The following is a 26,610-nucleotide window of genomic DNA, read 5'->3' on the forward strand; positions in this document are numbered from 1 at the left end:
CCCTCGCGGCGCTCCTGCCGCACCTGCTTGCAAGCTCCACCGGCGACAATAGTCCGGCCCCTCCGTTTGGCAACACCGCCGGCTTGATCGGCGGCGGCTCCGGGCATTAGGTTTGCCGGCGCATTCCGGCACCCCGCCGGCTCATGCCACAGCGGCGCGACAATTCGATGACAGACGCCTTCGCCGACCCGTCCGCCCAGCGGCGCATCGCCATCCTGCCGCTCGGCGCGACCGAGCAGCACGGCCCGCACCTGCCACCCGAGACCGACGCCATCATCGCCGGCCGGCTGGCGCAGGCGGCCGCCGCGCGCGTGCGCCCCGCCCTCGCGGTCGACGTGCTGCCGGTCGAGGCGGTCGGCTACTCGATCGAGCATGCCGGCTTCCCCGGCACGCGGAGCCTGTCCTTCGCCGCCGCCGTCGAGCGCTGGGTCGCCGCCGGCGAACGCGTCTTCGCCGCCGGCGGCCGGCGGCTTCTGCTGCTCAACGCGCATGGCGGCAACGCGCCGCTGATGACGATCGCGGCGACCGAGCTGCGCGCGCGCCACCCGATGCTGGTCGCGACGACGAGCTGGACGCGCTTCGGCTACCCGGCCGAGGTGGTGGACGCGCGCGAGCGCGCGCTCGGCATCCATGCCGGCTTCATCGAGACCTCGGTGATGCTGGCGCTGGCGCCGGAGCTGGTCGCCATGGACAAGGCGGCCGACTTCGCCTCCGCCCAGGCCGGCTTCGAAGACCGCTTCCGCCATCTGCGCGCCTACGGCCCGCACGCCTTCGGCTGGATGATGCGCGACCTGTCGCCCGAAGGCGCCACCGGCAACGCGGCCGCCGCCAGTGCGGCGGCCGGCCGCCGCATCGTCGACCACGCGGTCGAAGGGCTGGCCGAGCTGCTTGCCGACATCGCCGCCTTCGATCTCGGCCATTTCGACGCCGCGCCGGCGCGCTGAGCCCCGTGCAATGCCGCCCGCGCCGTCCTATATGGGGCGCCAGACGGGCCGCGCCCGCCGATCTTCCAGTCCCCTTGGTCCGCGAGGTTTCTCCATGGCACACGCCGACGCGCAAATCCCGGTCACCGTTCTGACCGGCTATCTGGGAGCCGGCAAGACGACGCTGCTCAACCGCATCCTCAGCGAGAGCCACGGCCGCCGCTACGCCGTCATCGTCAACGAGTTCGGCGAGATCGGCATCGACAACGACCTGATCGTGGAATCCGACGAGGAGATCTACGAGATGAACAATGGCTGCGTGTGCTGCACGGTGCGCGGCGACCTGGTGCGTGTCGTGGAGGGGCTGATGCGCCGGCCCGGCCGCTTCGACGCCATCGTCGTCGAGACCACGGGGCTGGCCGATCCGGCGCCGGTGGCGCAGACCTTCTTCATGGACGAGGACGTGCGCGCCAAGACGCGGCTCGACGCGGTGGTCGCCCTGGTCGACGCCAAGCACCTGCCCGACCGGCTGAAGGACAGCCGCGAGGCGGAGGACCAGATCGCCTTCGCCGACGTCGTCGTGCTCAACAAGACCGATCTGGTCGACGCCGCGGCGCTGGAGCGCGTCGAGGCGACGATCCGCGCCATCAATCCGGCCGCCCGCATCCACCGCACCACGCGCGCCGGCGTCGACCTCGCCGAGGTGCTCGACCGCGGCGCCTTCGACCTGAAGCGCGCCCTCGACAACGATCCGCACTTCCTCGACCACGATCACCCGGACCATGTCTGCGGCCCCGACTGCGGGCACGACCACCACGACCACGCGCATCACGATCACGGCCATGACCACGGCCACGCCCATGGCCCGGCGCCGATCCACGACCCGACGGTCACCTCGATCGCGCTGTCGGCCGGCGAGATGGACCCCAAGCGCTTCTTCCCCTGGCTCGAGAAGACGACGCAGATGGACGGCCCCGACATCCTGCGCCTCAAGGGCATCGTCGCCTTCCGCGACGATCCCGAGCGCTATGTCGTGCAGGGCGTGCACATGATCGTCGAGGGCGACCACCAGCGCCCCTGGAAGCCGGACGAGCCGCGCCGCAGCCGCATGGTCTTCATCGGCCGCAACCTCGACCGCGAACGCCTCGCGCGCACCTTCGAGGCGTGCCAGGCGGCGCCGGCATGAGCCGCATCGCGCCCGCCCCGGCGCCGGCGGCCGGCTGATGCCGACCGTCGCCCCGCTCGACCTCGACGGCCATTGCGTCGCCGTCGCCTGGCTCGCCGACGTGCCGCATTTCGCGCTCGCCGACGGCGTCGTCCACCGCCTCGACCACGGCCACAAATCGACCGCGCTGCATGACGGCCTGCTCGCCGCCGCGCATGACCGCGCGGCCGGCCGGCTCGTCACCGGCGGCGAGGACGGCCGCGTCATGGCGCTCGGACCCGGCGGCGAGGCGCAGTGCCTGGCCGAGGCCGGCCGCAAGTGGATCGGCCAGGTGGCGGCCGGGCCGCAGGGCGCGGTCGCCTATGCGACGGGCCGGCTCGCCCATGTGCGGCTGGCCGACGGCACGACGCGCAGCTTCGAGCACGCCCGCACCGTGGAGGGCCTCGCCTTCGCGCCCAAGGGCCTGCGCCTCGCCGTTGCGCGCTACAACGGCGCCACGCTGCACTTTCCCGCCGCGCAGGGCCGCCCCGTCGAGCTCGAATGGGCCGGCGCCCACACCGGCGTCACCTTTTCGCCCGACGGCCGCTTCCTGGTCACCACGATGCAGGAGAACGCGCTGCACGGCTGGGCGCTCGCCGACGGCCGGCACATGCGCATGACCGGCTATCCGGCCAAGGTGAAGAGCCTGTCGTGGAGCGCGAAGGGGCGCTGGCTGGCGAGCTCCGGCGCGCCGGCGGCGATCGTCTGGCCGTTCCAGGGCAAGGACGGGCCGATGGGCAAGGCGCCGCTCGAGCTCGGCACGCGCGGCGACGCGATGGTCACCGCCGTCGCCTGCCATCCGGGCGAGGACGTGGTGGCGATCGGCTATGCCGACGGCATGGTGCTCGCCGCGCGCATCGCCGACGCCAAGGAGGTGCTGCTGCGCCGGCCGGGCGCGGCCGCGGTGACGGCGCTCGCCTGGGACGACGCCGGCCGCCGGCTCGCCTTCGGCACCGAGACGGGACCGTGCGGCGTCGTCGACATCGCCGGCTGACGAGGCTGCCGGTCGCACCGGACAAGACACGGCCGGCGGCCGGCGCGGGCCTGCGGCAACCGCGCGCAGGGCCGGTGCCACGCGGGGGCTGGTCAACGGAACGAATGGAACATATCATGAACGAATGTCCCGTCTCCCGCTGCGCGACAAGCTGGCCGTGCTGGCCGACGCCGCCAAGTACGACGCCTCCTGCGCCTCCTCCGGCGCGGCCGGGCGCAACTCGCTCAGGTCGCGCGGCATCGGCTCGACGGAGGGCAGCGGCATCTGCCATGCCTATGCGCCGGACGGCCGCTGCATCTCGCTGCTCAAGGTGCTGCTGACCAACTTCTGCATCTACGACTGCGCCTACTGCGTCAACCGCTCGTCCTCGAACACGCCGCGCGCCCGCTTCACGGTCGACGAGGTGGTGCGCCTGACGCTCGCCTTCTATGCCCGCAACTACATCGAGGGTCTGTTCCTGTCGTCCGGCGTCGTCCGCTCGCCCGACGAGACGATGGCCGAGATGGTGGAGGTCGCCCGCCGGCTGCGGGTGGTGCACGGCTTCCAGGGCTACATCCACCTCAAGACGATCCCCGAATGCGCCGCGGAGCTGATCGAGGCGGCGGGGCTCCACGCCGACCGCCTGTCGATCAATGTCGAGCTGCCGACGGATGCCGGCCTGCGCCGGCTGGCGCCGCAGAAGCGGCCCGAGACGATCCGCCTGTCGATGGCGTATCTGCGCGGCAAGCTGGAGGAGCATCACGAGCCGGCGCGGCGCGCGGCGCGGCCGCGCTTCGCGCCCGGCGGCCAGTCGACGCAGATGATCGTCGGCGCCGACGCGACGAGCGACGCGGCGATCCTGGAGACCAGCGCGCGGCTCTACGGCAGCTACCGGCTGAAGCGCGTCTACTATTCCGCCTTCAGCCCGATCCCCGACGCGGCGGCGAGCCTGCCGCCGCAGCGCCCGCCGCTGATGCGCGAGCACCGCCTCTACCAGGCCGACTGGCTGATGCGCTTCTACGGTTTCGACCGCAGCGAGATCGTCGCCGGCCGGCCCGACGGCATGCTCGATCTGGCCGTCGATCCCAAGCTCGCCTGGGCGCTCGCCAACCGCGCCGCCTTTCCCGTCGACGTCAACCGCGCCGCGCGCGAGACGCTGCTGCGCGTGCCCGGCTTCGGCACCCGCACCGTCGACCGCATCCTGGCCGCCCGCCGCCACCGCCGGCTGCGGCTCGAGGACGTCGCGCGTCTCGTGCGCAGCGTTGCCGGGGTGCGGGCCTTCATCGTCGCCGAAGGCTGGTCGCCGGGCCGGCTGACCGACGATCCGGCGCTGCGCGGCCGGCTGGCGCCGCCGCCGCGGCAGCTGAGCCTGCTGTGAGCGGGGTGGCGCGCCATGCGGTGCGGCTGTCGGGCCCGGCCGATTTCGACGGCTGGCGCAACGCCGCCCGCCGGCTGCTGACCAACGCCGTCGCGCCGGAGCGCGTGGTCTGGCTCGTTGGCGGCGAGGGCGACCTGTTTGCCGGTGCGCACATGCTGCCGCCGTTGGCGGCCGGCGCCGCGCCGACGGTGCCGCGCGCCTTTCCCGAGCGCGCGGCGGCGGCCCTCTGCCACCGCGACCCCGAGCGCTTCGCCCTGCTCTACCGGCTGCTGTGGCGGCTGTCGCGCGAGCCGGGCCTGCTCGACATCGCCTCCGACGCCGACGTCGCCCGGCTGGCGCGGCTCGAGAAGGCGGTGCGGCGCGACGGCCACAAGATGCGCGCCTTCGTGCGCTTTCGCCGGCTGGCCGAGAGCGACCCGCCGCGCCACGTCGCCTGGTTCGAGCCGGACCACCACATCGTCGAACGCAACGCCCCCTTCTTCGTGCGCCGCTTCACCGGCATGCGCTGGACGATCCTGACGCCGGACGCCTCGGCCGACTGGGACGGCACGCGGCTGACGATCGGACCGGGCGCGCGGCGGGAGGACGCACCGTGCGAAGACGCGGCGGAAGCGCTGTGGCAGACCTACTTCACCAGCATCTTCAATCCCGCCCGTCTCAAGGTGAAGGCGATGCAGGCCGAGATGCCGAAGAAATACTGGCGGAACCTGCCGGAGGCGCGGCTCATTCCCGAGATGATCCGCGGCGCCGGCCGCGCCAGCGACAGGATGATCGAGGCCATGCCGAGCGCTCCGCCCGCCCATCACCACAGCCTGCAGCGCCGCCTGTGGGCGGCGCCCGCCGACGCCGCCGGCCGCCCGTCCGGCAGCGGCGAGCCGGGCGCCGACGCCACCACGCTCGACGCGCTGGCGCACGCGGCGGCCGACTGCCGGCGTTGTCCGCTGTGGCGCGACGCCACGCAGGCCGTGTTCGGCGAGGGGCCCGGCGACGCGCGGCTCGTCTTCGTCGGCGAGCAGCCGGGCGACCAGGAGGACATCGCCGGCAAGCCCTTCGTCGGACCGGCGGGGCGGCTGTTCGATTCGGTGCTGGAGGAAGCCGGCATCGAGCGGCGCTCGGTCTACGTCACCAATGCCGTCAAGCACTTCAAGTTCACGCCGCGCGGCAAGCGGCGCATCCACCAGAAGCCGAATGCCGGCGAGGTGCGCGCCTGCCGCTGGTGGCTCGACAAGGAGCTCGGCCTGGTGCGGCCCAGGCTCGCCGTGGCGCTCGGCGCGACGGCGATCCAGGGCCTGCTCGGCAAGGCGCTGCCGGTCACCCGCATGCGCGGCCGCACCGTGCAGCGCGACGACGGCCTCGCCGTCTTCCTGACCATCCACCCGTCCTACGTCCTGCGCCTGCGCGACGAGGCCGAGAAGGCGGCCGAGCGCGCCCGCTTCCTCGACGATCTGCGCGCCGTGCGGGCCGCCGCCGCGGCCTGACCGCGCCGCCGCCGGGAGGCCGGCAAGACCGTGCTGCGCGTGCTCCACGACACGGCCGACGCGGGCGGCATGAAGCCGGTCCTCCACCTGCTGCGGAAGGCGTTCGCCGCTCCAGCCGCACCGGGTGGCGGCTCAGCCGACCAGCACCGCGCGCAGGTCGTTGACGTTGGTGCCGGTCGGCCCCGGCTCGAACAGGTCGCCGATCGCCGCGAAGGCGCCCCAGGAATCGTGCCGGGCGAGCAGCGCCCGCGGATCGAGCCCGGCGGCGCGCATGCGCGCCGCGCTGGCGCCGTCGGCGAACGCGCCGGCGTTGCTTTGCGAGCCGTCGATGCCGTCCGTATCGGCGGCGAAGCCGTGCACCCGCTCCAGCCCTTCGGCGGCCAGCGCGAAGGCGAGCAGGAACTCCGTGTTGCGCCCGCCGCGGCCACCCGGCCCCGCCAGCGTCACCGTCGTCTCGCCGCCCGACAGCATCACCACCGGGCGCAGGAAGGGCCGCTCGCGCAGCGCCACCTCGCGGGCGATCGCGGCATGCACGCGGCCCACCTCGCGCGCCTCGCCCTCCATGGCGTCGGACAGGATGACGGCCTCGATGCCGTGCGCCTGCGCGGCGACGGCGGCCGCCTCCAGCGAGCGCGCCGCCGAGGCGATCACCTCGACCGTGTTGCCGGCAAGCCGCGCGTCATCGGGCGCCGGCGCGGCGGCCGCCGCCGAGCGCAGATGCGCCATGACGGACGCCGGCAGCGCCAGGCCGTAGGCCTCGACCACGGCGAGCGCGTCGGCCGGCGTCGTGGCGTCGGCCACCGTCGGCCCGGAGGAGACCAGCGCCGGGTCGTCGCCCGGCACGTCGGAGACGACGAGCGTGACGACGCGGGCGGGATGCGCCGCGGCGGCCAGCCGACCGCCCTTGATCGCCGAGACGTGCTTGCGCACGGCGTTCATCGCCGAGATCGGCGCGCCGGAGGCGAGCAGCGCCTCGTTGACGGCGATCTCGTCGGCCAGCGTCAGCCCCGGCGGCGGCGCCGGCAGCAGCGCCGAGCCGCCGCCCGACACCAGCGCCACCAGAAGGTCGTCGCCGCCGAGGCCTGAGACCAGCGCCATCAGCCGGCGCGCCGCGTCGAGCCCGGCCGCGTCGGGCACCGGATGCGCCGCCTCGACCACCGCGATGCGCCGGCAGTCGGCGGCATAGCCGTAGCGGGTGACGACCAGCCCCTCGAGCGGCCCGTCCCACGCCGCCTCGAAGGCGCGCGCCATCTGCGCGGCCGCCTTGCCGGCGCCGATCACCACCGTGCGGCCGCGCGGCCGCGCCGGCAGGTGGGCGCGGATCGTCTCGGCCGGGTCGGCCGCCGCCACCGCCGCGTCGAACAGCGCCTCGAACAGCGCCCGCGGCGCCTGCCGGCCCGCCGCCGGCGCCGCCCGCGCGCTCATGCCGGCACCGTCTTGGCCGGCCGGCCCGCGACATAGGTCTCGGCCACGGCACGGTCGTCGCCCATCGTCTGCAGCACGAACAGCTCCTCCGCCAGCGTCTGCGCCCTCTCCATGCGCAGCCGCATGGCCGGCGTCGCCCGCGCGTCGAGCACCACCAGGTCGGCGTCGCGGCCCGGCTCCAGCGTGCCGATGTGCGCGTCGAGCGACAGCGCCTCGGCGTTGCCGCGCGTGAGCTGCCAGAAGGAGCGCAGCGCATCGACCTTCTCGCCGGCGAGCGCGGCCACCTTGTAGGCCTCGTCCATCGTCTTGAGCATCGAGAAGCTGGTGCCGCCGCCGACATCGGTGGCCGTCGCCACGCGCAGCGGCCGCGCCCGCGTGCGCAGCCGCCGGTCGGCGAACAGGCCGGAGCCGAGGAACAGGTTCGAGGTCGGGCAGAACACGGCGACCGAGCCGCTGTCGGCCAGCGCGTCGGCCTCGCGATCGGAAAGGTGGATGCAGTGGCCCATCAGGCTGCGCGGCCCGAGCAGGCCGTAGCGCGCATAGACGTCGGCATAATCGCGCGCCTGCGGGTAGAGCTCGCGCGTCAGCGCGATCTCGGCGTGATTTTCCGACAGGTGCGTCTGCACGTGCAGCGCGCGGTGCTCGGCCGCCAGCGCGCCGGCCGCCTCGAGCTGCGCCGGCGAGGAGGTGATGGCGAAGCGCGGCGTGATCGCGTAGTGCAGCCGGCCGCGGCCGTGCCAGGCGGCGATCAGCGCCTTGCTGTCGTCGTAGCCGGCCTGTGCGGTGTCGGTCAGCCCGTCCGGCGCGTTGCGGTCCATCAGCACCTTGCCGGCGATCATGCGCATGTCGCGGGCGAGCGCGGCCTCGAAGAACGCCTCGGCCGAGGCGCGGTGCACGGTGCAGTAGACGGCGGCCGTCGTCGTGCCCTGGCGCACCAGCTCGTCGAGATAGAGGCCGGCGATGCGCGCGGCATGGTCGTGGTCGGCGAAGCGGCACTCTTCGGGAAAGGTGTAGCGGTTCAGCCAGTCGAGCAGCTCGGCGCCGTAGCTGGCGATCACCTGCATCTGCGGATAGTGCGCGTGGGCGTCGATCAGGCCGGGCATGACGAGATGCGGCCGGTGGTCGGCCAGCCGCGCCCCCTCGGCCGCCGGCGCCACCGCGGCGTGGTCGCCCGCCGCGCGGATGATGCCGTCCTCGACGAGCACCGCGCCGTCCTCCTCGTAGGCGACGGCGGCGTGGTCGTCGGGTCCGGCCGGCTCGGCCAGGAACGACAGCACGCGGCCGCGGATCAGCGTGCGGCTCACCGGCGCACCTCCTCGAACCAGGTGACGATCAGCGCCCGTTCGGCCTCCGTCAGCCCCGACACGTTGCCCGGCGGCATCGCCCGGCTGACGCCGGCCTGCAGGTAGATCTCGCGCGCCCGCTCGGCGATCTCGACGGCGCTGTCGAGCGCCACCGCCTTGGGCGGCCGGCGCACGCCCTCCCAGCCCGGCACCGCCGCATGGCACATGGCGCAGCGCCCCATCACCGTGTCGCGCACGGCCGGAAAGTGCTCCGAGGCCATGAACGCCTCGGCCACCGGCGAGGGCGGCGCCTCGGCCAGGCCGTCGAGCGTCTCCGGCTCGCTCGACAGCCATATGATGACGATGAACAGCACCACCGAGCCGGCCCAGGTCCAGTGCGGATTGCCGCGCCCGGCATGCAGCGAATTGAAGTAGTGGCGGATCAGGACGCCGATCAGGAACACCAGCGCCGCGATCGCCCAGTTGTGCTGCGTGGCGAAGGCGAGCGGATAATGGTTCGACAGCATCAGGAAGATGACCGGCAGGGTCAGGTAGTTGTTGTGCAGCGAGCGCTGCTTGGCCTGCTGGCCGAGGATCGCCGCCGGCGTGCGCCCCGCCTTGAGGTCGGCGACAACCACCTTCTGATTCGGGATGATGATGAAGAACACGTTGGCCGACATGATGGTCGCGGTGAAGGCGCCGAGATGCAGAAGCGCCGCGCGGCCGGAGAAGATCTGCGTGTAGCCCCAGCTCATCGCCACCAGCACGGCGAACAGCACCAGCATCAGCCCGGTGTCGCTGCGCCCGAGCGGCGACTTGCACAGCAGGTCGTAGACCAGCCAGCCGAGCGCGATCGAGGCGACCGACAGGCCGATCGCCACCGGCGCCGAGACGTCGAGCACGGTGCGGTCGATCAGATAGAGGTCGGCACCGGCGTAGTAGAGGATGGCGAGCAGCGCGAAGCCCGACAGCCAGGTGGCGTAGGATTCCCATTTGAACCAGGTCAGGTGCTCGGGCAGCGTCGCCGGCGCGACCAGGTATTTCTGGATGTGGTAGAAGCCGCCGCCATGCACCTGCCACTCCTCGCCATGCGCGCCGGGCGGCAGCTCGGGGCGCTGGCGCAGGCCGAGATCGAGCGCGATGAAGTAGAAGGACGAGCCGATCCAGGCAATCGCGGTGACCACGTGCAGCCAGCGCGCGGCGAAGGCCAGCCACTCCCAGAAGATTGCGAACTCGTTCATGCGGTATCCTCGCCCGTGTCGGCCCGACTTTACGGCTTGCGCGGCGATCCGAAAGGGTGACGACGCCCGATGACTTTCAAAAAAAAGTGGAAAATAATGCCGCCCGCCACCGGCATCGCACAAGGACGCACAGCGCATGGCCTATCTCGACAACATCGCGGTGTTCGTGCGCGTGGTCGAGCTCGGCAACCTGTCGGCGGCCGGCCGCGACATGCGCATCTCGCCGGCCGTCGCCTCCAACCGCATCAAGGAGCTGGAGAAGCACCTCGGCGTGCGGCTGTTCAACCGCACGACGCGCCAGCTCACCCCGACCGAGCACGGCCAGGTCTTCTACGGCGGCGCCAAGCGGGTGCTCGACGCCGTCGGCGAGGCAGAGGCCGCCGTCGCGGCGCTGTCGGGCCAGCCGCGCGGCACCATCAAGGTCACCGCGCCGCTCGGCCTCGGCCGCCGGCTGATCGCCTCCGGCATTCCCGAGTTCCGCGACCGCTACCCCGACATCGAGGTGCGGCTCAGGCTGTCCGACCACGAGGTCGACATCATGCGCGAGGGCATCGACGTCGCCTTCAAGCTCGGCCTGCTGGAGGATTCCAGCCTGCGCATGCGCGGCATCATGGAGTGCGAGCGGGTGCTGGCCGCCGCCCCCGCCTATCTCGCCCGGCGCGGCGAGCCGAAGCGGCCGGAAGAGCTGGTCGGCCAGCGCCACGACTGCCTGATGCTGCGCTTTCCCGGCGCGCGCGAGCACTCCTGGACGCTGCGCACGCCGGACGGACCGAAGAAGTTCGAGGTCGGCGGGCCGTTCGATTCCGACGACGGCGACGTCGTCACCGGCTGGGCGCTGGCCGGGCGCGGCATCGTCAACAAGCCGCGCTTCGACATCGAGCCGTTCCTGCGCGACGGCCGCCTCAAGGTCATCCTCTCGGACTATCCGCCGCTGCCGGTCAAGCTTGCCGCGCTCTACCCGCACAAGAAGTTCCAGGACCCCAAGGTGCGGCTGCTGCTCGACTTCATGGCCGAGCGCTGCCAGCGCATGATCGGCGAGACCTTGGCCGGGCGGTGACGTCGCGGCGCCGCACGCGCCCTACCGCGCCAGCGCCGCCATCACCTCGGCCGCCGTCATCGCCGCGATCACCGCCGGCCGCTTGTCGCGCGCCGCCAGGCCGCCGATCGGCGTGACGAGGCGGGCGAGCCGGTCCGGGTCGCCACCCTGCTCGCGCCACCAGCGCGCGAAGGTGGCGCGCTTGGTCTTCGAGCCGATCATGCCGACATAGGCGGCGTCGCCGCGCGCCAGCGCCTCGCCGACGATCAGGAAATCGAGCGCGTGGTCGTGCGTGAGCACCACGAAGGCGGCGCCCGCCGGCGCCGCGCGCACGGCGTCCTCGGGCACCGCGGAAAGCCGCGCCTCGACCGTCGCCGGCAGCCCCTCGAGCGCCTCCGCCCGCGTCTCGATCACGCTGGTGCGCACCGGCAGCAGCGCCAGCGCGGCGGCCAGCGCATGGCCGACATGGCCGGCGCCGAACAGGCAGACCTGCGGCCGTCCGGCCTCCTCCGCCAAAAGCCGCGCGGCGAGCGCCCGGCGCGTCGGCGCGTCGGCCAGCACGATCGCCAGGCCGACGCGGCCGCCGCAGCACTGGCCGATCTCCGGCCCGAGCGGGATGTCGAGCGCGCCGGAGGCGAGATTGCTGGCGATCAGCGCGCGCGCCCGCTCGATCGCCAGAAACTCGAGCCGGCCGCCGCCGATGGTGCCGAAGATCGCCGTCGGCGAGACCAGCATCCAGGCGCCGGCCTCGCGCGGCGTCGAGCCCTTCGCCTCCGTCACCTCGACCAGCGCAGCGGCCGGTGCGGCGGCGAGGAAGGCCTCGAGGCTGGCGGTCGTCTCGGTCATCGTGCGCTCTGCCATCGTTCGGCCGATCCTTACCGCCCCGCCGGGCGCAACGCGAGGGGCGGCAAGAGCAGTGCCCGTCCGTTCAGCCGGCGGCGGCCTCCGCGCGCAGCCGCTCGATCGCCATCAGCACGCGCTCGGGCGTGGCCGGCGTGTCGAGGCGCGGACAGATGCGGTGGTCGGCGACGCTCGCCACCGCGTCGGACAGCGCGTGCAGCACCGACATGGCGAGCATGAAGGGCGGCTCGCCGACGGCCTTGGAGCGGTGGACGGTCGGCTCGTGCGCCTCGGACCAGTCGGCGAGCGCGACGTTGAAGACCTTCGGCCGGTCGGAGGCGAGCGGGATCTTGTAGGTCGACGGCGCATGCGTGCGCAGCCGGCCCTTGTCGTCCCACCACAGCTCCTCGGTGGTCAGCCAGCCCATGCCCTGCACGAAGCCGCCCTCGATCTGGCCGATGTCGATCGCCCGGTTCAGCGAGCGGCCGGTCTCGTGCAGAATGTCGACGCGCTCGACCATGGATTCGCCGGTCAGCGTGTCGACCGCCACCTCGGCCGCCGCCGCGCCATAGGCGAAATAGTAGAAGGGGTGGCCGCGCCCGGCGTCGCGGTCCCAGTGGATCTTGGGCGTCTTGTAGAAGCCGGTCGCCGAGAGCTGCACGCGCGCGACATAGGCCTGCTTGACCACCTCCTCGAAGGGCAGCTCCTGGTTGCCGAGCCGCACCCGGTTGGGCAGGAAGACGATCTGCTCGCGCGGCAGCTCGTAGAACTCGGCGGCGAAGTCGATCAGCCGCTGCTTGATGGTGCGCGCGGCCGCCTGGGCGGCCATGCCGTTGAGGTCGGAGCCCGACGAGGCGGCCGTCGCCGAGGTGTTGGGCACCTTGCCGGTGGTCGTGGCGGTGATCTTCACCCGGTCGATGTCGATCTGGAACTCCTCGGCCACCACCTGCGCGACCTTGACGTAGAGCCCCTGCCCCATCTCGGTGCCGCCGTGGTTCAGATGCACCGAGCCGTCGGTGTAGACGTGGACGAGCGCGCCGGCCTGGTTGAAGTGGGTGGCGGTGAAGGAGATGCCGAACTTGACCGGCGTCAGCGCCAGGCCGCGGCGGATCACCGGGCTGTCGCGGTTGAAGGCGGCGATCTCGGCGCGCCGGCGGGCATAGTCGCAGTCCGCCTCGAGCTCGGCGACGATGCGCTCGACGACGTTGTCCTCGACCGTCTGGTGGTAGGGCGTCACGTTGCGCCCCTCGCCGCCGTAGAAGTTCTTCCGGCGGATCTCGAGCGGGTCGCGTCCGGTGGCGAAGGCGACCTCCTCGATCACCCGTTCCGCCCCCAGCATGCCCTGCGGCCCGCCGAAGCCGCGAAACGCGGTGTTCGACACGGTGTTGGTGAAGATCGGCGCCGACACCGCCTTGGCCGCCGGCCAGTAATAGGCGTTGTCGCAGTGAAACAGCGCCCGGTCGGTCACCGCGCCCGACAGGTCGGCGGAAAAGCCGCAGCGCGCGGCATAGGTGAAGTCGACGCCGCGGATGTTGCCTTCGTCGTCGAAGCCGACCGCGTAGTCGATCAGGAAGTCGTGCCGCTTGCCGGTGGCGATCATGTCGTCGTCGCGGTCCGGCCGCACCTTGACGGCGCGCCCGGTGAGCCGCGCCGCCACCGCGGCGACGGCGGCGAACAGGTTGGCCTGGGTCTCCTTGCCGCCGAAGCCGCCGCCCATGCGCCGCACGTCGACCGTCACCGCATGCGACGACACGCCGAGCGCGTGCGCCACCATGTGCTGCGTCTCGCTCGGATGCTGGGTCGAGGAGAACACCTGCATGTCGCCGTCCTCGCCCGGCATGGCGAGCGCGATCTGGCCCTCGAGATAGAAATGGTCCTGGCCGCCGACCCGCATGGTGCCGGCGAGGCGGCGCGGCGCGGCGGCGATGGCGTGCGCGGCGTCGCCGCGCTGCAGCGTCAGCGGATCGGTGACGAGCCGCGGCGTCTCGCCCGCCTCGACCACGTCGATGACGGCCGGCAGCGCGTCGTACTCGACCTTGGCCAGGCGGCAGGCGCGGCGCGCCTGCTCGCGCGTCTCGGCGACCGCCGCGAAGATCGGCTGGCCCATGAACAGCACCGTGTCGCGCGCGAAGATCGGCTCCTCGTCGCGCCCGGTCGGGCTGACATTGTTGACACCCGGCACGTCGTCGGCCGTCAGCACGGCGACGACGCCGGGCGCTGCGCGCACGGCCGAAAGATCCACCGAGCGGATGGTGCCGTGCGCCACCTCCGACAGGCCGAGATAGGCGTGCAGCGTGCCGATCGGCTCGGCCATGTCGTCGATGTAGACGGCCTCGCCGGTGACGTGCTTGTGCGCCGAATCGTGCCGCTCGTCGGTGGCCACGCCGCCGCGGATCTTCGCCGTTCCGCGCTCCACCGTCTGGTGCTTGGTCATCGCCTTCGTCCCCTGCCCCTGCCGGTCATGCCGCCGCGTGGCGCGTCAGGCGCACCGGCCGGTCCGCGCCGCCGGTCTCCAGGAAGAAGCGGCGCAGCAGGTTCTTCGAGGCGAGCATGCGGTATTCGGCCGAGGCGCGCATGTCGGTCAGCGGGCGGAAATCCTCCTCGAAGGCGGCGAGCGCCGCCTCCACCGTCTCGTGCGTCCACGGCCGGCCGGTCAGCGCCGCCTCGACCGCCAGTGCCCGCTTCGGCGTCGCCGCCATGCCGCCGAAGGCGATGCGCACCTGCGCGACGCGGCCCGTCTCGTCGCGCCGCAAGAGGAAGGCGCCGAGGGTCGCGGTGATGTCCTCGTCGCGCCGCTTGGAGACCTTGTGCACCGCAAAGGCGGCATCGGCCGGCGGCAGCGGCACCGTCACGCTCTCGACAAACTCGCCGGGCCGGCGGTCCTGCCGGCCATAGTCGACGAAATAGTCCTCGAGCGGCAGATGGCGGCGCGCACCGCCGCGGCGCAGCGTGAGCGTGGCGCCGAGCGCGATCAGCGGCGGCGGCATGTCGCCGATCGGCGAGCCGTTGGCGATGTTGCCGCCGATCGTGCCCATGTTGCGGATCTGGTCGCCGCCGATGCGGTCGATCAGCCGCGCCAGCTCCGGCACGCGGCCGGCGAGGAAGGCGAAGGCCTGCGAATAGCTGACGCCGGCGCCGATGGTGACCGCGCCGTCGTCGGCCTGCGCGAGGCCGCGCAGCCCGTCGAGCCCGCCGATGAAGACGACCGGCGCAATCGGCCGCATGAACTTGGTCACCCACAGCCCGACATCGGTCGAGCCGGCCACCACCGTCGCCTCCGGCTCTGCGGCCAGCAGGGCGGCGAGATCGTCGACGTCGGCCGGCACGGCGAGCCGCTCCCCGCCCGCGCCGATCTCCACGCGCGCACCGTCGCGCATCCCGGCGAGCGCCGCCGCGACGGCCTCCCGCTCGGCGACCAGCGGATCACTGCCGGCCGCGCCGTAGCGCGAGATCGCGCGCGCGGCCCTGACGATCGGCTCGTAGCCCGTGCAGCGGCACAGATTGCCCTGCAGCGCCTTCTCCACCGCCGCCTCCGAGGGCGCCGGCTCGCGCATCCACAGCGCGTAGAGCGCCATCACGAAGCCCGGCGTGCAGAAGCCGCATTGCGAGCCGTGCATGTCGACCATCGCCTGCTGCACGGGATGCAGCGTGCCGTCCGGCCGCCTGAGATGCTCGACCGTCACCACATGGGTGGCGTCGAGCGAGCCGAGGAAGCGGATGCAGGCGTTGACGCCCTCATAGACCAGCCCGTCGCCGGACAGCCGGCCGACGAGCACCGTGCAGGCGCCGCAGTCGCCCTCCGCGCAGCCCTCCTTGGTGCCGCGCAGGCCGCGGCGCAGGCGCAGATAGTCGAGCAGCGTCTCGTCCGGCCGCACGTCGGCGAGCGTCACCGTGCGGCCGTTGAGCAGGAAGCGGATGTGGTCGCGCGTCGCCGGCACGCCTCAGCTCCCCCGGTAGGTCGAATAGCCGTAGGGCGAGACCAGCAGCGGCACGTGATAGTGCGCCTCCTCGGCCATGCCGAAGCGGATCGGCACGACGTCGAGGAAGGCCGGGTCGGGCAGCGCCGCGCCGCTCCGGCGCAGGTAGTCGCCGACGGCGAAGACCAGCTCGTAGCGACCGGCCGAGAACGCCGCGCCGTCGAGGATCGGGCCGTCGCAGCGCCCGTCGGCGTTGGTCGTCACCGTCGTCAGGTGCTCGCGGCGGTCGCCGTCCAGCCGGTAGAGCGCGATCGCCATGCCGGCCGCCGGGCGTCCCGCCGCGGTGTCCAGCACATGCGTCGTCAGCCGTCCGCCGTCCGCCATCAGGCTCCTCCTTCGTTTGCGCGCCGCGCGCGCGGGCCTCGTTTGCGCGCCGCAAGGCGCGGGCTTCGTTTGCGCGCCGCGCGCGCGGGCCTCGTTTGCGCGCCGCAAGGCGCGGGCTTCGTTTGCGCGCCGCAAGGCGCGGGCCTCGTTTGCGCGCCGCAGGCGCGGGCCGTCTCGATCGCCGGCGATCTTGCGGCAATTCCCCGCCTTTCATAAGGGGGCGGGCGGCGAACGGCGACAAAAAGACTTTCAAATTTTTTCGGGGGAATGACGGCCGCGGGCTTTCGACTATCTTGCCCGCACGAAGCGCGGCGGGCCCTGCCGGCCCGGCGCAAGGGGGCCAGACGGCGTGACACGGCGGTATCCGAGAGACATGCGCGGCTACGGCGCCAGCCCGCCGGATCCGCAATGGCCGGGCGGCGCGGCAGTGTGCGTGCAGATCGTCGTCAACTACGAGGAAGGCGGCGAGAATTGCGTGCTGCACGGCGACGCCGCCTCGGAGGCCTTCCTGTCGGAGATCGTCGGCGCCCAGCCCTGGCCCGGCCAGCGCCACTGGAACATGGAATCGCTCTACGAGTACGGCGCGCGCGCCGGCTTCTGGCGGCTCTACCGCATGCTGACCGGCGCCCAGGTGCCGGTCACCGTATTCGGCGTGGCGAGCGCGCTGGCGCGCGGGCCCGACCAGGTGGCGGCCATGCAGGAAGCCGGCTGGGAGATCGCCACGCACGGGCTGAAGTGGATCGACTACCGCGACCACGACGAGGCGGCCGAGCGCGCCGACCTCGACGCCGCCATCGCGCTGCATGCCGAGGTGACCGGCGAGCGGCCGCGCGGCCTCTATCTCGGCCGCACCTCGGTCAACTCGGTGCGGCTCGCCGCCGCCGAGGGCGGCTTCGACTGGATCGCCGACACCTATGACGACGACCTGCCCTACTGGCTCGACCACGACGGCCACGGCAACGCGATCGCCCCGCAGCTCGTCGTGCCCTACACGCTCGACGCCAACGACATGCGCTTCGCCACCGCGCAGGGCTTCAACTGCGGCGACCAGTTCTTCGCCTATCTGCGCGACAGCTTCGACACCCTGCTGGCCGAAGGCCGCGCCGGGCGCCCGGCGATGATGAGCGTCGGCCTGCACTGCCGGCTGGCCGGCCGGCCCGGCCGGGCCGCCGCGCTCGCCCGCTTCCTCGACCATGTGCGCGCGCAGGACGACGTCTGGCTCGCCACCCGCGGCGAGATCGCCCGCCACTGGATGGCCGTGCATCCCTACCGGGCGCCGGCGCTGCGCCCGAGCCGCATGGACCGGGACGCTTTCGTCGCCCGCTTCGGCGGCGTCTTCGAGCATTCGCCGTGGATCGCCGAGCGCGCCTTCGCGCTCGAGCTCGGCCCGGCGCACGATTCGGCCGGCGGGCTGCACAACGCGCTGGCGCGCGTCTTCCGCAGCGCCGGCGCCGACGAACGGCTCGCCGTCCTCAAGGCGCATCCCGACCTCGCCGGCAAGCTCGCCGCCGCCCGCCGGCTGACGCCGGAATCGGCCGCCGAGCAGGCCTCGGCCGGCCTCGACGCGCTGACCGACGCCGAGCGCGCCCGCTTCACCCGCCTCAACGAGGCCTATGTGAAGAAGTTCGGCTTTCCCTTCATCATCGCCGTCAAGGGCCTGACCAAGGAGGCGATCCTCGCCGCCTTCGAGCGCCGGCTCGGCAACGACCGCGACGCGGAGCTGGCGACCGCCTGCCGCCAGGTCGAGCGCATCGCGCTGCTGCGCCTCAAAGACATGCTGCCGCACTAGGATCTGTTGGGATGAGACGATGAACGGGCGCAGCTACCACGTGCCGCAGGGCGGACTGCCGGGCCAGACGACGCTGACCACCGACACCGCCGTGTTCACCGAGGCCTATGCGGTGATCCCGCGCGGCGCGTTGCGCGACATCGTCGCGAGCCGCCTGCCGCACTGGCGGTCGACCCGGCTGTGGGTTCTGGCGCGGCCGCTGTCGGGCTTCGCCGAGACCTTCTCGCAATACCTCATGGAGGTGGCGCCGGGCGGCGGCAGCGACCGGCCTGAGGGCGACCCGGCGGCCGAGGCCGCGCTGTTCGTCGTCGACGGCGCACTGACGCTGACGATCGGCGACCGACGCCACACGCTCGGCCCGGGCGGCTTCGCCTATCTGCCGCCGGGCGCACGCTGGAGCGCGGCCAACGGCGCCGACGCGCCGCTGCGCTTCCACTGGATCCGCAAGGCCTATGTGGCGGTCGACGGGCTCGCCGCGCCGGCGGCCTTCGTCGCCGACGAGGCCGACATCGCGCCCGAGGCGATGCCCGGCACCGAGGGGCGATGGGCGACGACGCGGTTCGTCGACTCGGACGACCTCAGCCACGACATGCACGTGACCATCGTCACGCTGCAGCCGGGCGCCGCCATCCCCTTCGCCGAGACGCATGTCATGGAGCACGGGCTCTACGTGCTCGAGGGCAGCGCCGTCTACCGGCTCAACCGCGACTGGGTCGAGGTCGAGGCGGGCGACTTCATGTGGCTGCGCGCCTTCTGCCCGCAGGCCTGCGTCGCACGCGGCCCCGGCCCCTTCCGCTACCTGCTCTACAAGGACGTCAACCGGCACATGGCGCTGCGGCCGGGGGCCGACCGGTGAGCCGGCGTCTCGTCGCCGCGCCGCTGACGGCGGCGGCCTTCGCCCCCTTCGGCGAGGTCATCGAGACCGACGGCGCCGAGCACTTCGCCATCAACGACGGCATGTGCACGCGCTATCACGACCTTGCCCGTGTCGAGGCCGCCGGGCCGAACGCGCGGGTGCTGATCAGCATCTTCCGCGGCCGGCCCTACCCGATGCCGCTCGCGCTGACGATGGTCGAGCGCCATCCCTTCGGCAGCCAGGCCTTCATGCCGCTGTCGCCGCGGCCCTTCCTGGTCGTCGTGGCGGCCGACGGCGCGGCGGGACCGGAGCGGCCGCAGGCCTTCCTCACGCGGCCCGGCCAGGGCGTCAACTACGCCCGCAACACCTGGCACGCCGTGCTCACCCCGATCGGCGCCGAACAGGACTTCCTGGTCGTCGACCGCGGCGGCGACGGCGACAATCTCGAGGCGTTCGTCTTCGAGACTCCCTACGCGGTGCACCTTCCGGAGGCGACATGACCGACGACACGCAGCGCCGCGCGACCGCGCCCGTCGCCCGCCTGCTCGACGTGATCGAGCACGACATCCTGCCGCTCACCGAACGGGGCGTGGCGGCCGGCAACAAGGTGTTCGGCGCGGCGATCCTGCGCAAGGACGACCTGTCGCTGGTGCTGGCGGAGACCAACAACGAGACCGACAACCCGCTGTGGCACGGCGAGATGCACGCGCTGAAGCGCTTCTACGAGATGCCGCGCGGCGAGCGGCCGGCGACCGGCGATCTCGTCTTCGTCACCACGCACGAGCCGTGCTCGCTGTGCCTGTCGGCCATCACCTGGACCGGCTTCGACAATTTCTACTACCTGTTCTCCCACGAGGACTCGCGCGACAGCTTCGCCATTCCGCACGATCTGAGGATTCTCAAGGAGGTGTTCCGCCTCGAGCCGGGCGGCTACGACGCCGACAACGCCTTCTGGACGGCCTTCGCCATCCCGCGCCTCGCCGCCGCGCTGCCGCGATCCGCACGCGAGGAGGCCGAGGCGCGTATCGCCGCGCTCGGCCGCCGCTACGCGACGCTGTCGCAGGCCTACCAGGCGGACAAGGGCGGCCACGACATCCCGCTCGACTAAGGCGTTTCCAGGCGAGGCGGAGAGCGGCTCGCCCCGGGTGCGCGGGGCTAGATCTTGACGAGATCGGCGTGCGAGCCGGTGCGCGCGAGTTGGAGCTCGCCCCCCCCGCAATCCGGTAGATCAGCAGCCAGTCCGGCTCGACATGCGCGTCCCGGTAAGCCTGCCATTCGCCTTTCAGGGCGTGATCGCGGTAGGCATGCGGCAGCGGCCTTTCCTCGATCAGAAACAGAACGAGCCTGCGCAGCTTTTCGAGGTTCTTGCCGCGCTTGGCGGCCAGCCGGACGTCGCGCTTGAACTGGCTGGACCGGACCGCGACGAGCACGTCAGATGCCCAGATCCTTGAACATCTCCTCGACCGTATCGAAGCGCTTGCCTTCGCCGCGGTCGATCTCCTTCATCGCCTTGACCGTCACCGCGTTCGGCACCTTGACCGCAAACGGCACCGCCTTGTCGCGCGCCACGCGCACCAGCGCCATGCGGATGTAGTCGGACACCGAAAGCCCCATCTCGGCGAGCGCGGCGGCCGCCTCCTTCTTGGTCTCGGCATCGATTCGGGCGCGCACGACGCTGTCGGCGGGCATGGCGGACTCCGTCTCGTTTGAGCTCGTTCGTGGCTCAATGTAGCTACAATCGACCACGCGATCAAGGCGTCGTCCACAAGCCGGCCTGCCCTTCCCCGCGGCTGCGAGCCGCCCCGCGAAAACCGCCGCCGAACGGCGCAAAGCGCGCCGCGGCGCCGCGCAGCGGCAGCGCCGGCGGCCACGGTGCGGTGTCGCAATCGGAACATCGCTACGCCGATACGGGCTTGCCGTTGCCGGGAAGCTGCTGAATAATCCGGCCAGCGTAATGTGCGGGCGACCGCCACCAAGGGGAGCGTGACCACGATGTCGAAGGAACTGGAATTTCTGAGCCGCCGCGTCGCGAACGGGAAGATGAGCCGCCGCGACTTTCTCGGTCGCGCCGCCGCCCTCGGCGTCGCCGCCCCCTTCGCCAACACGCTGCTGGCCGGCGCGGCCGCCGCGCAGGGGCCGCAGAAGGGCGGCGCGCTGAAGATGGGCCTGGTCGGCGGCGAGTCGACCAACAGCCTCGATCCCGCCACCTGGCTCACCCAGGTGCCGCAGAACTTCGGCTCGACCTGGGGCGAGCTGCTCGTCATCCAGTCGCCCGAGGACGGCTCGCCGCAGCCGGTGCTCGCCGAATCCTGGGAGGCCTCGGACGACGCGGCCGAGTGGCGCTTCAAGATCCGCAGGGGCATCACCTTCCACAACGGCAAGGACCTGACCCCCGACGACGTGGTGCAGACGCTGCGCCGCCATTCCGACGAGAACACCAAGTCGGCGGCGCTCGGCGTGCTGACCGACATCGACGACCTGTCGACCGACGGCGACAACGTGGTCGTCAAGCTGAAGCGCGGCAACGCCGACCTGCCGCTGCTGCTGACCGACTATCACCTGGTCATCCAGCCGAACGGCGGCATGGACGCGCCGGACGCCGGCATCGGCACCGGCCCCTACCGCGTCGAGGTCAACGAGCCCGGCGTGCGCCATGTCGGCGTGAAGTACGACGGCTACTGGCGCGACGAGGTGGGCCACGTCGATTCCGTCGAAGTCATCGTGATGAACGACAACACCGCGCGCACCGCCGCGCTGCAGTCGGGCCAGGTGCACATCATCAACCGCGTCGAGCCGAAGACGGTGGCGCTGCTCGGCCGCGCCCCCGGCGTGCGCATCGAGAGCGTGCCGTCGAAGGGCCACTACGTCTTCATCATGCACTGCAACACCGCGCCGTTCGACAACGCCGACCTGCGCATGGCGCTCAAGCTGGCGATCGACCGGCAGCAGATGATCGACCAGATCCTGGTCGGCCACGCCTCGCTCGGCAACGACTTCCCGATCAACCAGGCCTACGCGCTCTATCCCGAGGGCATCGAGCAGCGTCAGTACGATCCCGACAAGGCGGCCTTCCACTACAAGAAGTCCGGGCATGACGGGCCGATCCTGCTGCGCACCTCGGACGTCGCCTTCCCCGGCGCCGTCGACGCCGCGCAGCTCTTCCAGCAGCAGGCCAAGGCCGCCGGCATCGACCTCACCATCCAGCGCGAGCCGGGCGACGGCTACTGGAGCGAGGTGTGGAACAAGCAGCCCTTCTCCGCCTCCTACTGGGGCGGCCGGCCGACGCAGGATTCGATGTACTCGACCGCCTACATCTCGAGCGCCGACTGGAACGACACGCGCTTCTTCCGCGACGATTTCGACAAGCTGATCCTCGAGGCGCGCGCCGAGCTCGACAACGCCAAGCGCGCGGAGATGTACCGCGAGGCGGCGATGATGGTGCGCGACGACGGCGGGCTGATCCTGCCGATGTTCAACGACTTCATCGACGCCCGCCGCGAGGAGGTGAAGGGCTTCATCGCCGATCCCAACCACGAGACCTCCAACCTGCGTGCAGCGATCCGGGTGTGGCTCGACCAGGCCTGATCGGTGAACGGTTCGGGAGGCTTGCCCGTCCTGCGGCTGATCGCCCAGCGCCTCGCGCTGGGCGTGCTGCTGCTGTTCGCCGTCTCCGTCCTGATCTTCGCCGGCACCGAGATCCTGCCCGGCGACGTGGCGCAGTCGATCCTCGGCCAGGCGGCCACGCCGCAGGCGCTGGAGAACCTGCGCGAGGAGATGGGCCTCAACCAGCCGGCGATCGTCCGCTACTTCCAGTGGCTCGGCGGCGTCTTGACCGGCGATCTCGGCACCGCGCTGTCCAACCGGCAGGACATCGCCGAATCGATCGGCCGGCGGCTCGGCAACACGCTGTTCCTCGCCTTCTGGGCGGCGGCGGTGTCGGTACCGCTCGCCATCCTGCTCGGGCTGCTCGCGGTGCGCTATCGCAACGGGCTGATCGACAAGGCGATCTCCGGCACCGCGCTGGCCTCGACCTCGCTGCCGGAGTTCTTCATCGGCTACGTGCTGATCTTCTTCTTCGCGGTGAAGCTCGGCTGGTTCCCCAGCGTCTCGACCGTCTATGACGGCATGCCCTTCGTCGACCGCATGCGCGGCATCGCGCTGCCGGCCGCCGCCCTCACCCTGGTGGTGCTGGCGCACATGATGCGCATGACGCGCGCGGCGATCCTCAACGTCATGCAGTCGGCCTACATCGAGACGGCCGAGCTCAAGGGCCTGTCGCAGTTCGACATCATCCGCCGCCACGCCCTGCCCAACGCCATCGCGCCGATCGTCAACGTCGTCATGCTCAACCTGGCCTTCCTGGTGGTCGGCGTCGTCGTGGTCGAGGTGATCTTCGTCTATCCCGGCATGGGCCAGTATCTGGTCGACCACGTGTCGAAGCGCGACGTGCCGGTGGTGCAGGCCGTCGGCCTGATCTTCGCCACCGTCTACATCGTGCTCAACATGATCGCCGACATCGCCGCCATCCTCGCCAACCCGCGCCTGCGGCATCCGCGATGAGGCCGGGCCATGCTTGACCTTCGCCGCATCCCGATCGCGGCCCTCGTCGGGCTGGTGCTGTCGACGCTGTTCCTGCTGACGGCGGTCTTCGCGCCGCTGATCGCGCCCTACGGCATGGCCGAGATCGTCGGCGACGTGTGGGAGCCGTTCTCCGCCGAGCACTGGCTCGGCACCGACAACATCGGCCGCGATCTCCTGTCGCGGATGATCTACGGCGCCCGCGTGACGATCTTCATCGCCGGGCTGGCGACGGTGCTGTCCTTCACCATGGGCTCGATCCTCGGCTTCACCGCGGCGGTGGTCGGCGGCTGGTTCGACACGCTGATGTCGCGCTTCGTCGACCTCCTGATGTCGATCCCCACGCTGATCTTCGGCCTCGTCGTCCTGTCGGTGCTGCCGTCGACGATCATCACGCTGATCCTCGTCATGGGACTGCTCGATTCGACGCGCGTCTACCGGCTGTCGCGCGCGGTCGCCGCCGACATCAACGTGATGGAGTTCGTCGAGGCCGCGCGGCTGCGCGGCGAGGGGCGCGGCTGGATCATCTTCCGCGAGATCCTGCCCAACGCGCTGTCGCCGCTCGTCGCCGAGCTCGGCCTGCGCTTCATCTTCGCCGTCCTGTTCCTGTCGGCGCTGTCGTTCCTCGGCCTCGGCGTGCAGCCGCCGGAGGCCGACTGGGGCGGCATGGTCAAGGAGAACAAGGACGGCATCGTGTTCGGCATTCCCGCCGCGCTGATCCCGGCCGGCGCCATCGCCGCGCTCGCCATCTCCGTCAACCTGGTGGCCGACTGGATCCTCAACCGCACCACGGACCTGAAGGGAGGCCGCGGCAATGTCTGAGACCGCGACCGCGCGCGCGCCGGCGAGCGGCGGCGACGACGCGCTGCTCGACATCCGCAACCTGCGCATCGAGGCGACCGTCTATCCGCCGGGCGAGGACCCGCACGACATCGTCATCGTCGACGACGTGTCGCTCGCCCTGCGGCGCGGCCGGGTGCTCGGCCTGATCGGCGAATCGGGCGCCGGCAAGTCGACCATCGGGCTCGCCGCCATGGGCTACGGCCGCGGCGGCGTGCGGCTGACCGGCGGCGAGGTTGTGCTCAACGGCCGCGACATCCGCCGGCTCGGCGTGCGCGGCCTGCGCGCGCTGCGCGGCCGCGAGGTTTGCTACGTCGCGCAGTCGGCGGCGGCCGCCTTCAACCCCGCCCACCGGCTGATGGACCAGGTGGTCGAGGCCACGCTCGAGCACGGCGTGGCGTCGCGGCGCGAGGCGGAGGAGCGTGCCGTCGCGCTGTTCGCCCGCCTCGGCCTGCCGGACCCCGAGAGCTTCGGCCGGCGCTTCCCGCACCAGGTCTCCGGCGGCCAGCTGCAGCGCGCCATGACGGCGATGGCGCTGTGCCCGCAGCCCGACCTGATCGTCTTCGACGAGCCGACCACGGCGCTCGACGTGACGACGCAGATCGACGTGCTGGCCGCCATCAAGGACGCCATTCGCGACACCGACGTCGCCGCCCTCTACATCACCCACGACCTTGCGGTGGTGGCGCAGGTCTCCGACGAGATCATGGTGCTGCGCCACGGCAAGATGGTCGAGCACGGCGAGACGCGGCAGATCATCGAGGCGCCGCGTGAGGACTACACCCGCGCGCTGGTCTCGGTGCGCTCGATCCGCCACGAGGAGAAGCGGCCGACGCCCGAGCCGGTGCTCACCGCCGAGCGCATCACCGCCGCCTATGCCGGCTCGCTGAAGGTGCTGGAGGACGTCTCGGTCGCCGTCCATCCCGGCCAGACGCTGGCCGTGGTCGGCGAATCGGGCTCCGGCAAGTCGACGCTGGCGCGCGTCATCACCGGCCTGCTGCCGCCGATCGAGGGCACGATCACCTTTGCCGGGCGCACGCTGCCGCCGGCGCTGGCGCAGCGCGGCCGCGAGGACCTGCGCGAGCTGCAGATGATCTACCAGATGGCCGACGTGGCGATGAACCCGCGCCAGACGGTGCGCACCATCATCGGCCGGCCGCTCGAGTTCTATTTCGGCATGCGCGGCGCCGAGCGCGACCGCCGCGTCGCCGAGCTGCTCGACCAGATCGAGATGGGCGACGGCTTCGCCGAGCGCTATCCGGCCGAGCTCTCCGGCGGCCAGAAGCAGCGCGTGTGCATCGCCCGCGCGCTCGCCGCCAAGCCCTCGCTCATCATCTGCGACGAGGTGACGAGCGCGCTCGACCCGCTGGTCGCCGACGGCATCCTCAAGCTTCTGCTCGAGCTGCAGAAGCAGCAGGACGTCGCCTATCTGTTCATCACCCACGACCTGGCGACGGTGCGCGCCATCGCCGATTCCATCGCCGTGATGTTCCAGGGCAAGGTGGTGCGCTACGGCACCAAGACCGAGGTGCTGTCGCCGCCCTTCGACGACTACACCGATCTGCTTCTGTCCTCGGTGCCGGAGATGCAGGTCGGCTGGCTGGAAAAGGCGATCGAGAGCCGGCGCATGGAGGCGGCCGGCCACTGAGCCGGCCCGCGCGCTGGCGCGCTACCGCCCCTTCCACACCGGATCGCGCTTTTCCGCGAAGGCGCGGAAGCCCTCCTGGTTGTCCTCCGAGGCGTAGAGCCGGTCGACGGTCGCGAATTTGCGCCGGTTGATCCGGTTCATCGCGTCCTGGAAGCTCATCGCCTCGGCCTCGCGCGCCACCTCCTTGATGGCGGCGAAGACGAGCGGCGGCCCGGAGGCAAGCAGCCGTGCCACCTCCCACACGCGCGCCTCGAGCCGGTCGGCCGGCAGCACCTCGTTGACCACGCCCCAGCGCTGCGCCTCGGCCGCATCCATCCAGCGGCCGGTGAGAAGCAGGTCCATCGCCACATGGTAGGGCATGCGCTTGGGCAGCTTGACGGTCGCCGCGTCGGCCAGCGTGCCGGCGCGGATCTCCGGCAGCGCGAAGGTGGCGTGCTCGGCGGCGTAGATCAGGTCGCACGACAGCGCCAGCTCGAAGCCGCCGCCCACCGCCATGCCGTCGACGGCGGCGATCACCGGCTTGTTCATGCCGATCAGCTCCTGCAGGCCGCCGAAGCCGCCGACGCCGTAGTCGCCGTCGACCGCGTCGCCGCCGGCCGCCGCCTTGAGGTCCCAGCCGGCCGAGAAGAACTTGTCGCCGGCCGTGCGCAGCACCGCCACGCGCAGCGCCTCGTCGTCGCGGAAGGCGCGGAAGGTCTCGCCCATCGCGCGCGAGGTCGCCAGATCGATGGCGTTGGCCTTCGGCCGGTCGAGCGTCACCTCGAGAATGGCGCCCTCGCGCCGGGTGCGGATCACGTCGGACATGTCGCTTTCCTCC

General features: G+C 72.0%; 23 protein-coding genes and 1 pseudogene. 14 read left to right on the forward strand and 10 right to left on the reverse strand.

Annotated elements, in window-relative coordinates; genetic code table 11:
* The first annotated feature begins 167 nt into the window (after nucleotides 1–167).
* The 5 genes from N1F89_RS02845 (at nucleotide 168) to N1F89_RS02865 (ending at nucleotide 5,956) form a co-directional block, all read left to right on the forward strand.
* Nucleotides 168–944, forward strand: a complete 777-nt coding sequence (locus N1F89_RS02845; protein ID WP_290081300.1) for a creatininase family protein — start codon at nucleotides 168–170, stop codon at nucleotides 942–944.
* A 94-nt stretch (nucleotides 945–1,038) separates the two neighbouring features.
* Nucleotides 1,039–2,109 (forward strand): GTP-binding protein, encoded by a 1,071-nt coding sequence (locus N1F89_RS02850; RefSeq protein ID WP_290081303.1) that lies wholly within the window; start codon nucleotides 1,039–1,041, stop codon nucleotides 2,107–2,109.
* A gap of 37 nt (nucleotides 2,110–2,146) precedes the next feature.
* A complete protein-coding gene (locus tag N1F89_RS02855; RefSeq protein WP_290081304.1) occupies nucleotides 2,147–3,121 on the forward strand; it encodes a WD40 repeat domain-containing protein in 975 nt (324 codons plus the stop codon).
* Between the two features lie 124 nt (nucleotides 3,122–3,245).
* Nucleotides 3,246–4,478 (forward strand): putative DNA modification/repair radical SAM protein, encoded by a 1,233-nt coding sequence (locus tag N1F89_RS02860; RefSeq protein WP_290081306.1) that lies wholly within the window; start codon nucleotides 3,246–3,248, stop codon nucleotides 4,476–4,478.
* Entirely contained in the window at nucleotides 4,475–5,956 is a 1,482-nt protein-coding gene (locus N1F89_RS02865) for a UdgX family uracil-DNA binding protein (protein WP_290081307.1), read from the forward strand. Before N1F89_RS02860 ends, N1F89_RS02865 begins: the two co-directional genes overlap by 4 nt.
* A gap of 132 nt (nucleotides 5,957–6,088) precedes the next feature.
* Here N1F89_RS02865 and N1F89_RS02870 read toward each other — a convergent pair whose 3' ends face one another.
* From N1F89_RS02870 to N1F89_RS02880, 3 genes are read right to left on the reverse strand one after another with little or no spacing between them, the layout of a single operon-like run.
* Nucleotides 6,089–7,381 carry a glycerate kinase gene (locus N1F89_RS02870; protein WP_290081308.1) on the reverse strand — a complete coding sequence of 431 codons (1,293 nt, stop codon included), beginning with the start codon at nucleotides 7,379–7,381 and terminating at the stop codon, nucleotides 6,089–6,091.
* Nucleotides 7,378–8,685 carry a guanine deaminase gene (gene guaD, locus N1F89_RS02875; protein WP_290081309.1) on the reverse strand — a complete coding sequence of 436 codons (1,308 nt, stop codon included), beginning with the start codon at nucleotides 8,683–8,685 and terminating at the stop codon, nucleotides 7,378–7,380. Before guaD ends, N1F89_RS02870 begins: the two co-directional genes overlap by 4 nt.
* Nucleotides 8,682–9,905, reverse strand: coding sequence for a urate hydroxylase PuuD (locus N1F89_RS02880; RefSeq protein ID WP_290081311.1), 1,224 nt, complete (start codon nucleotides 9,903–9,905; stop codon nucleotides 8,682–8,684). Before N1F89_RS02880 ends, guaD begins: the two co-directional genes overlap by 4 nt.
* A 136-nt stretch (nucleotides 9,906–10,041) precedes the next feature.
* On the opposite strand from N1F89_RS02880, the gene N1F89_RS02885 reads away from it, so the two are divergent.
* Nucleotides 10,042–10,962: a LysR family transcriptional regulator gene (locus N1F89_RS02885; RefSeq protein WP_290081312.1), complete on the forward strand. Its 921-nt coding sequence runs from the start codon at nucleotides 10,042–10,044 to the stop codon at nucleotides 10,960–10,962.
* Nucleotides 10,963–10,983: 21 nt separating this feature from the next.
* Here the strand turns inward: N1F89_RS02885 and xdhC are convergent, their stop codons facing one another.
* From xdhC to uraH, 4 genes are all read right to left on the reverse strand, one after another.
* Nucleotides 10,984–11,787: a xanthine dehydrogenase accessory protein XdhC gene (gene xdhC / locus N1F89_RS02890; RefSeq protein WP_290081374.1), complete on the reverse strand. Its 804-nt coding sequence runs from the start codon at nucleotides 11,785–11,787 to the stop codon at nucleotides 10,984–10,986.
* An 82-nt stretch (nucleotides 11,788–11,869) separates the two neighbouring features.
* Entirely contained in the window at nucleotides 11,870–14,215 is a 2,346-nt protein-coding gene (gene xdhB, locus N1F89_RS02895; protein WP_290081314.1) for a xanthine dehydrogenase molybdopterin binding subunit, read from the reverse strand.
* 25 nt (nucleotides 14,216–14,240) lie between these two features.
* Complete coding sequence (gene xdhA, locus N1F89_RS02900) at nucleotides 14,241–15,719, reverse strand: xanthine dehydrogenase small subunit (RefSeq protein ID WP_290081315.1); 1,479 nt, start codon at nucleotides 15,717–15,719, stop codon at nucleotides 14,241–14,243.
* Nucleotides 15,720–15,722: 3 nt separating this feature from the next.
* Nucleotides 15,723–16,082, reverse strand: a complete 360-nt coding sequence (gene uraH / locus N1F89_RS02905) for a hydroxyisourate hydrolase (protein WP_290081317.1) — start codon at nucleotides 16,080–16,082, stop codon at nucleotides 15,723–15,725.
* 373 nt (nucleotides 16,083–16,455) lie between these two features.
* On the opposite strand from uraH, the gene puuE reads away from it, so the two are divergent.
* From puuE to N1F89_RS02925, 4 genes are read left to right on the forward strand one after another with little or no spacing between them, the layout of a single operon-like run.
* On the forward strand, nucleotides 16,456–17,871 hold the full coding sequence (gene puuE, locus N1F89_RS02910) for an allantoinase PuuE (protein ID WP_290081320.1): 1,416 nt from the start codon (nucleotides 16,456–16,458) through the stop codon (nucleotides 17,869–17,871).
* Between the two features lie 19 nt (nucleotides 17,872–17,890).
* Nucleotides 17,891–18,727 (forward strand): bifunctional allantoicase/(S)-ureidoglycine aminohydrolase, encoded by an 837-nt coding sequence (locus N1F89_RS02915; protein WP_290081322.1) that lies wholly within the window; start codon nucleotides 17,891–17,893, stop codon nucleotides 18,725–18,727.
* The gene (locus tag N1F89_RS02920; protein ID WP_290081323.1) at nucleotides 18,724–19,227 is read left to right on the forward strand and encodes an ureidoglycolate lyase; all 504 of its coding nucleotides are present in this window, start codon (nucleotides 18,724–18,726) and stop codon (nucleotides 19,225–19,227) included. Before N1F89_RS02915 ends, N1F89_RS02920 begins: the two co-directional genes overlap by 4 nt.
* Nucleotides 19,224–19,835, forward strand: a complete 612-nt coding sequence (locus N1F89_RS02925) for a nucleoside deaminase (protein WP_290081325.1) — start codon at nucleotides 19,224–19,226, stop codon at nucleotides 19,833–19,835. Before N1F89_RS02920 ends, N1F89_RS02925 begins: the two co-directional genes overlap by 4 nt.
* Nucleotides 19,836–19,998: 163 nt before the next feature.
* Here N1F89_RS02925 and N1F89_RS20675 read toward each other — a convergent pair.
* A pseudogene (locus N1F89_RS20675) lies at nucleotides 19,999–20,157 on the reverse strand (type II toxin-antitoxin system mRNA interferase toxin, RelE/StbE family); the annotation flags it as partial.
* 1 nt (nucleotide 20,158) lies between these two features.
* Nucleotides 20,159–20,416, reverse strand: a complete 258-nt coding sequence (locus N1F89_RS02935; RefSeq protein WP_290081326.1) for a type II toxin-antitoxin system RelB/DinJ family antitoxin — start codon at nucleotides 20,414–20,416, stop codon at nucleotides 20,159–20,161.
* Between the two features lie 303 nt (nucleotides 20,417–20,719).
* Here N1F89_RS02935 and N1F89_RS02940 point away from each other — a divergent pair, with 303 nt between their 5' ends.
* The 4 genes from N1F89_RS02940 to N1F89_RS02955 are packed head-to-tail and all read left to right on the forward strand — an operon-like array spanning nucleotide 20,720 to nucleotide 25,793.
* Nucleotides 20,720–22,312, forward strand: a complete 1,593-nt coding sequence (locus N1F89_RS02940) for an ABC transporter substrate-binding protein (RefSeq protein WP_290081328.1) — start codon at nucleotides 20,720–20,722, stop codon at nucleotides 22,310–22,312.
* A 21-nt stretch (nucleotides 22,313–22,333) separates the two neighbouring features.
* The gene (locus tag N1F89_RS02945) at nucleotides 22,334–23,287 is read left to right on the forward strand and encodes an ABC transporter permease (protein ID WP_290081329.1); all 954 of its coding nucleotides are present in this window, start codon (nucleotides 22,334–22,336) and stop codon (nucleotides 23,285–23,287) included.
* Between the two features lie 9 nt (nucleotides 23,288–23,296).
* On the forward strand, nucleotides 23,297–24,127 hold the full coding sequence (locus N1F89_RS02950; protein ID WP_290081331.1) for an ABC transporter permease: 831 nt from the start codon (nucleotides 23,297–23,299) through the stop codon (nucleotides 24,125–24,127).
* The gene (locus N1F89_RS02955; protein ID WP_290081333.1) at nucleotides 24,120–25,793 is read left to right on the forward strand and encodes an ABC transporter ATP-binding protein; all 1,674 of its coding nucleotides are present in this window, start codon (nucleotides 24,120–24,122) and stop codon (nucleotides 25,791–25,793) included. The genes N1F89_RS02950 and N1F89_RS02955 overlap by 8 nt, the downstream gene beginning before the upstream one ends.
* 21 nt (nucleotides 25,794–25,814) lie before the next feature.
* On the opposite strand, the gene N1F89_RS02960 is transcribed toward N1F89_RS02955, so the two are convergent.
* On the reverse strand, nucleotides 25,815–26,597 hold the full coding sequence (locus N1F89_RS02960; RefSeq protein WP_290081335.1) for a carnitinyl-CoA dehydratase: 783 nt from the start codon (nucleotides 26,595–26,597) through the stop codon (nucleotides 25,815–25,817).
* Nucleotides 26,598–26,610 lie beyond the last annotated feature (13 nt).

The sequence above is a fragment of the Aquibium sp. A9E412 genome, from assembly GCF_030398335.1.
Taxonomy (GTDB): Bacteria; Pseudomonadota; Alphaproteobacteria; order Rhizobiales; family Rhizobiaceae; genus A9E412.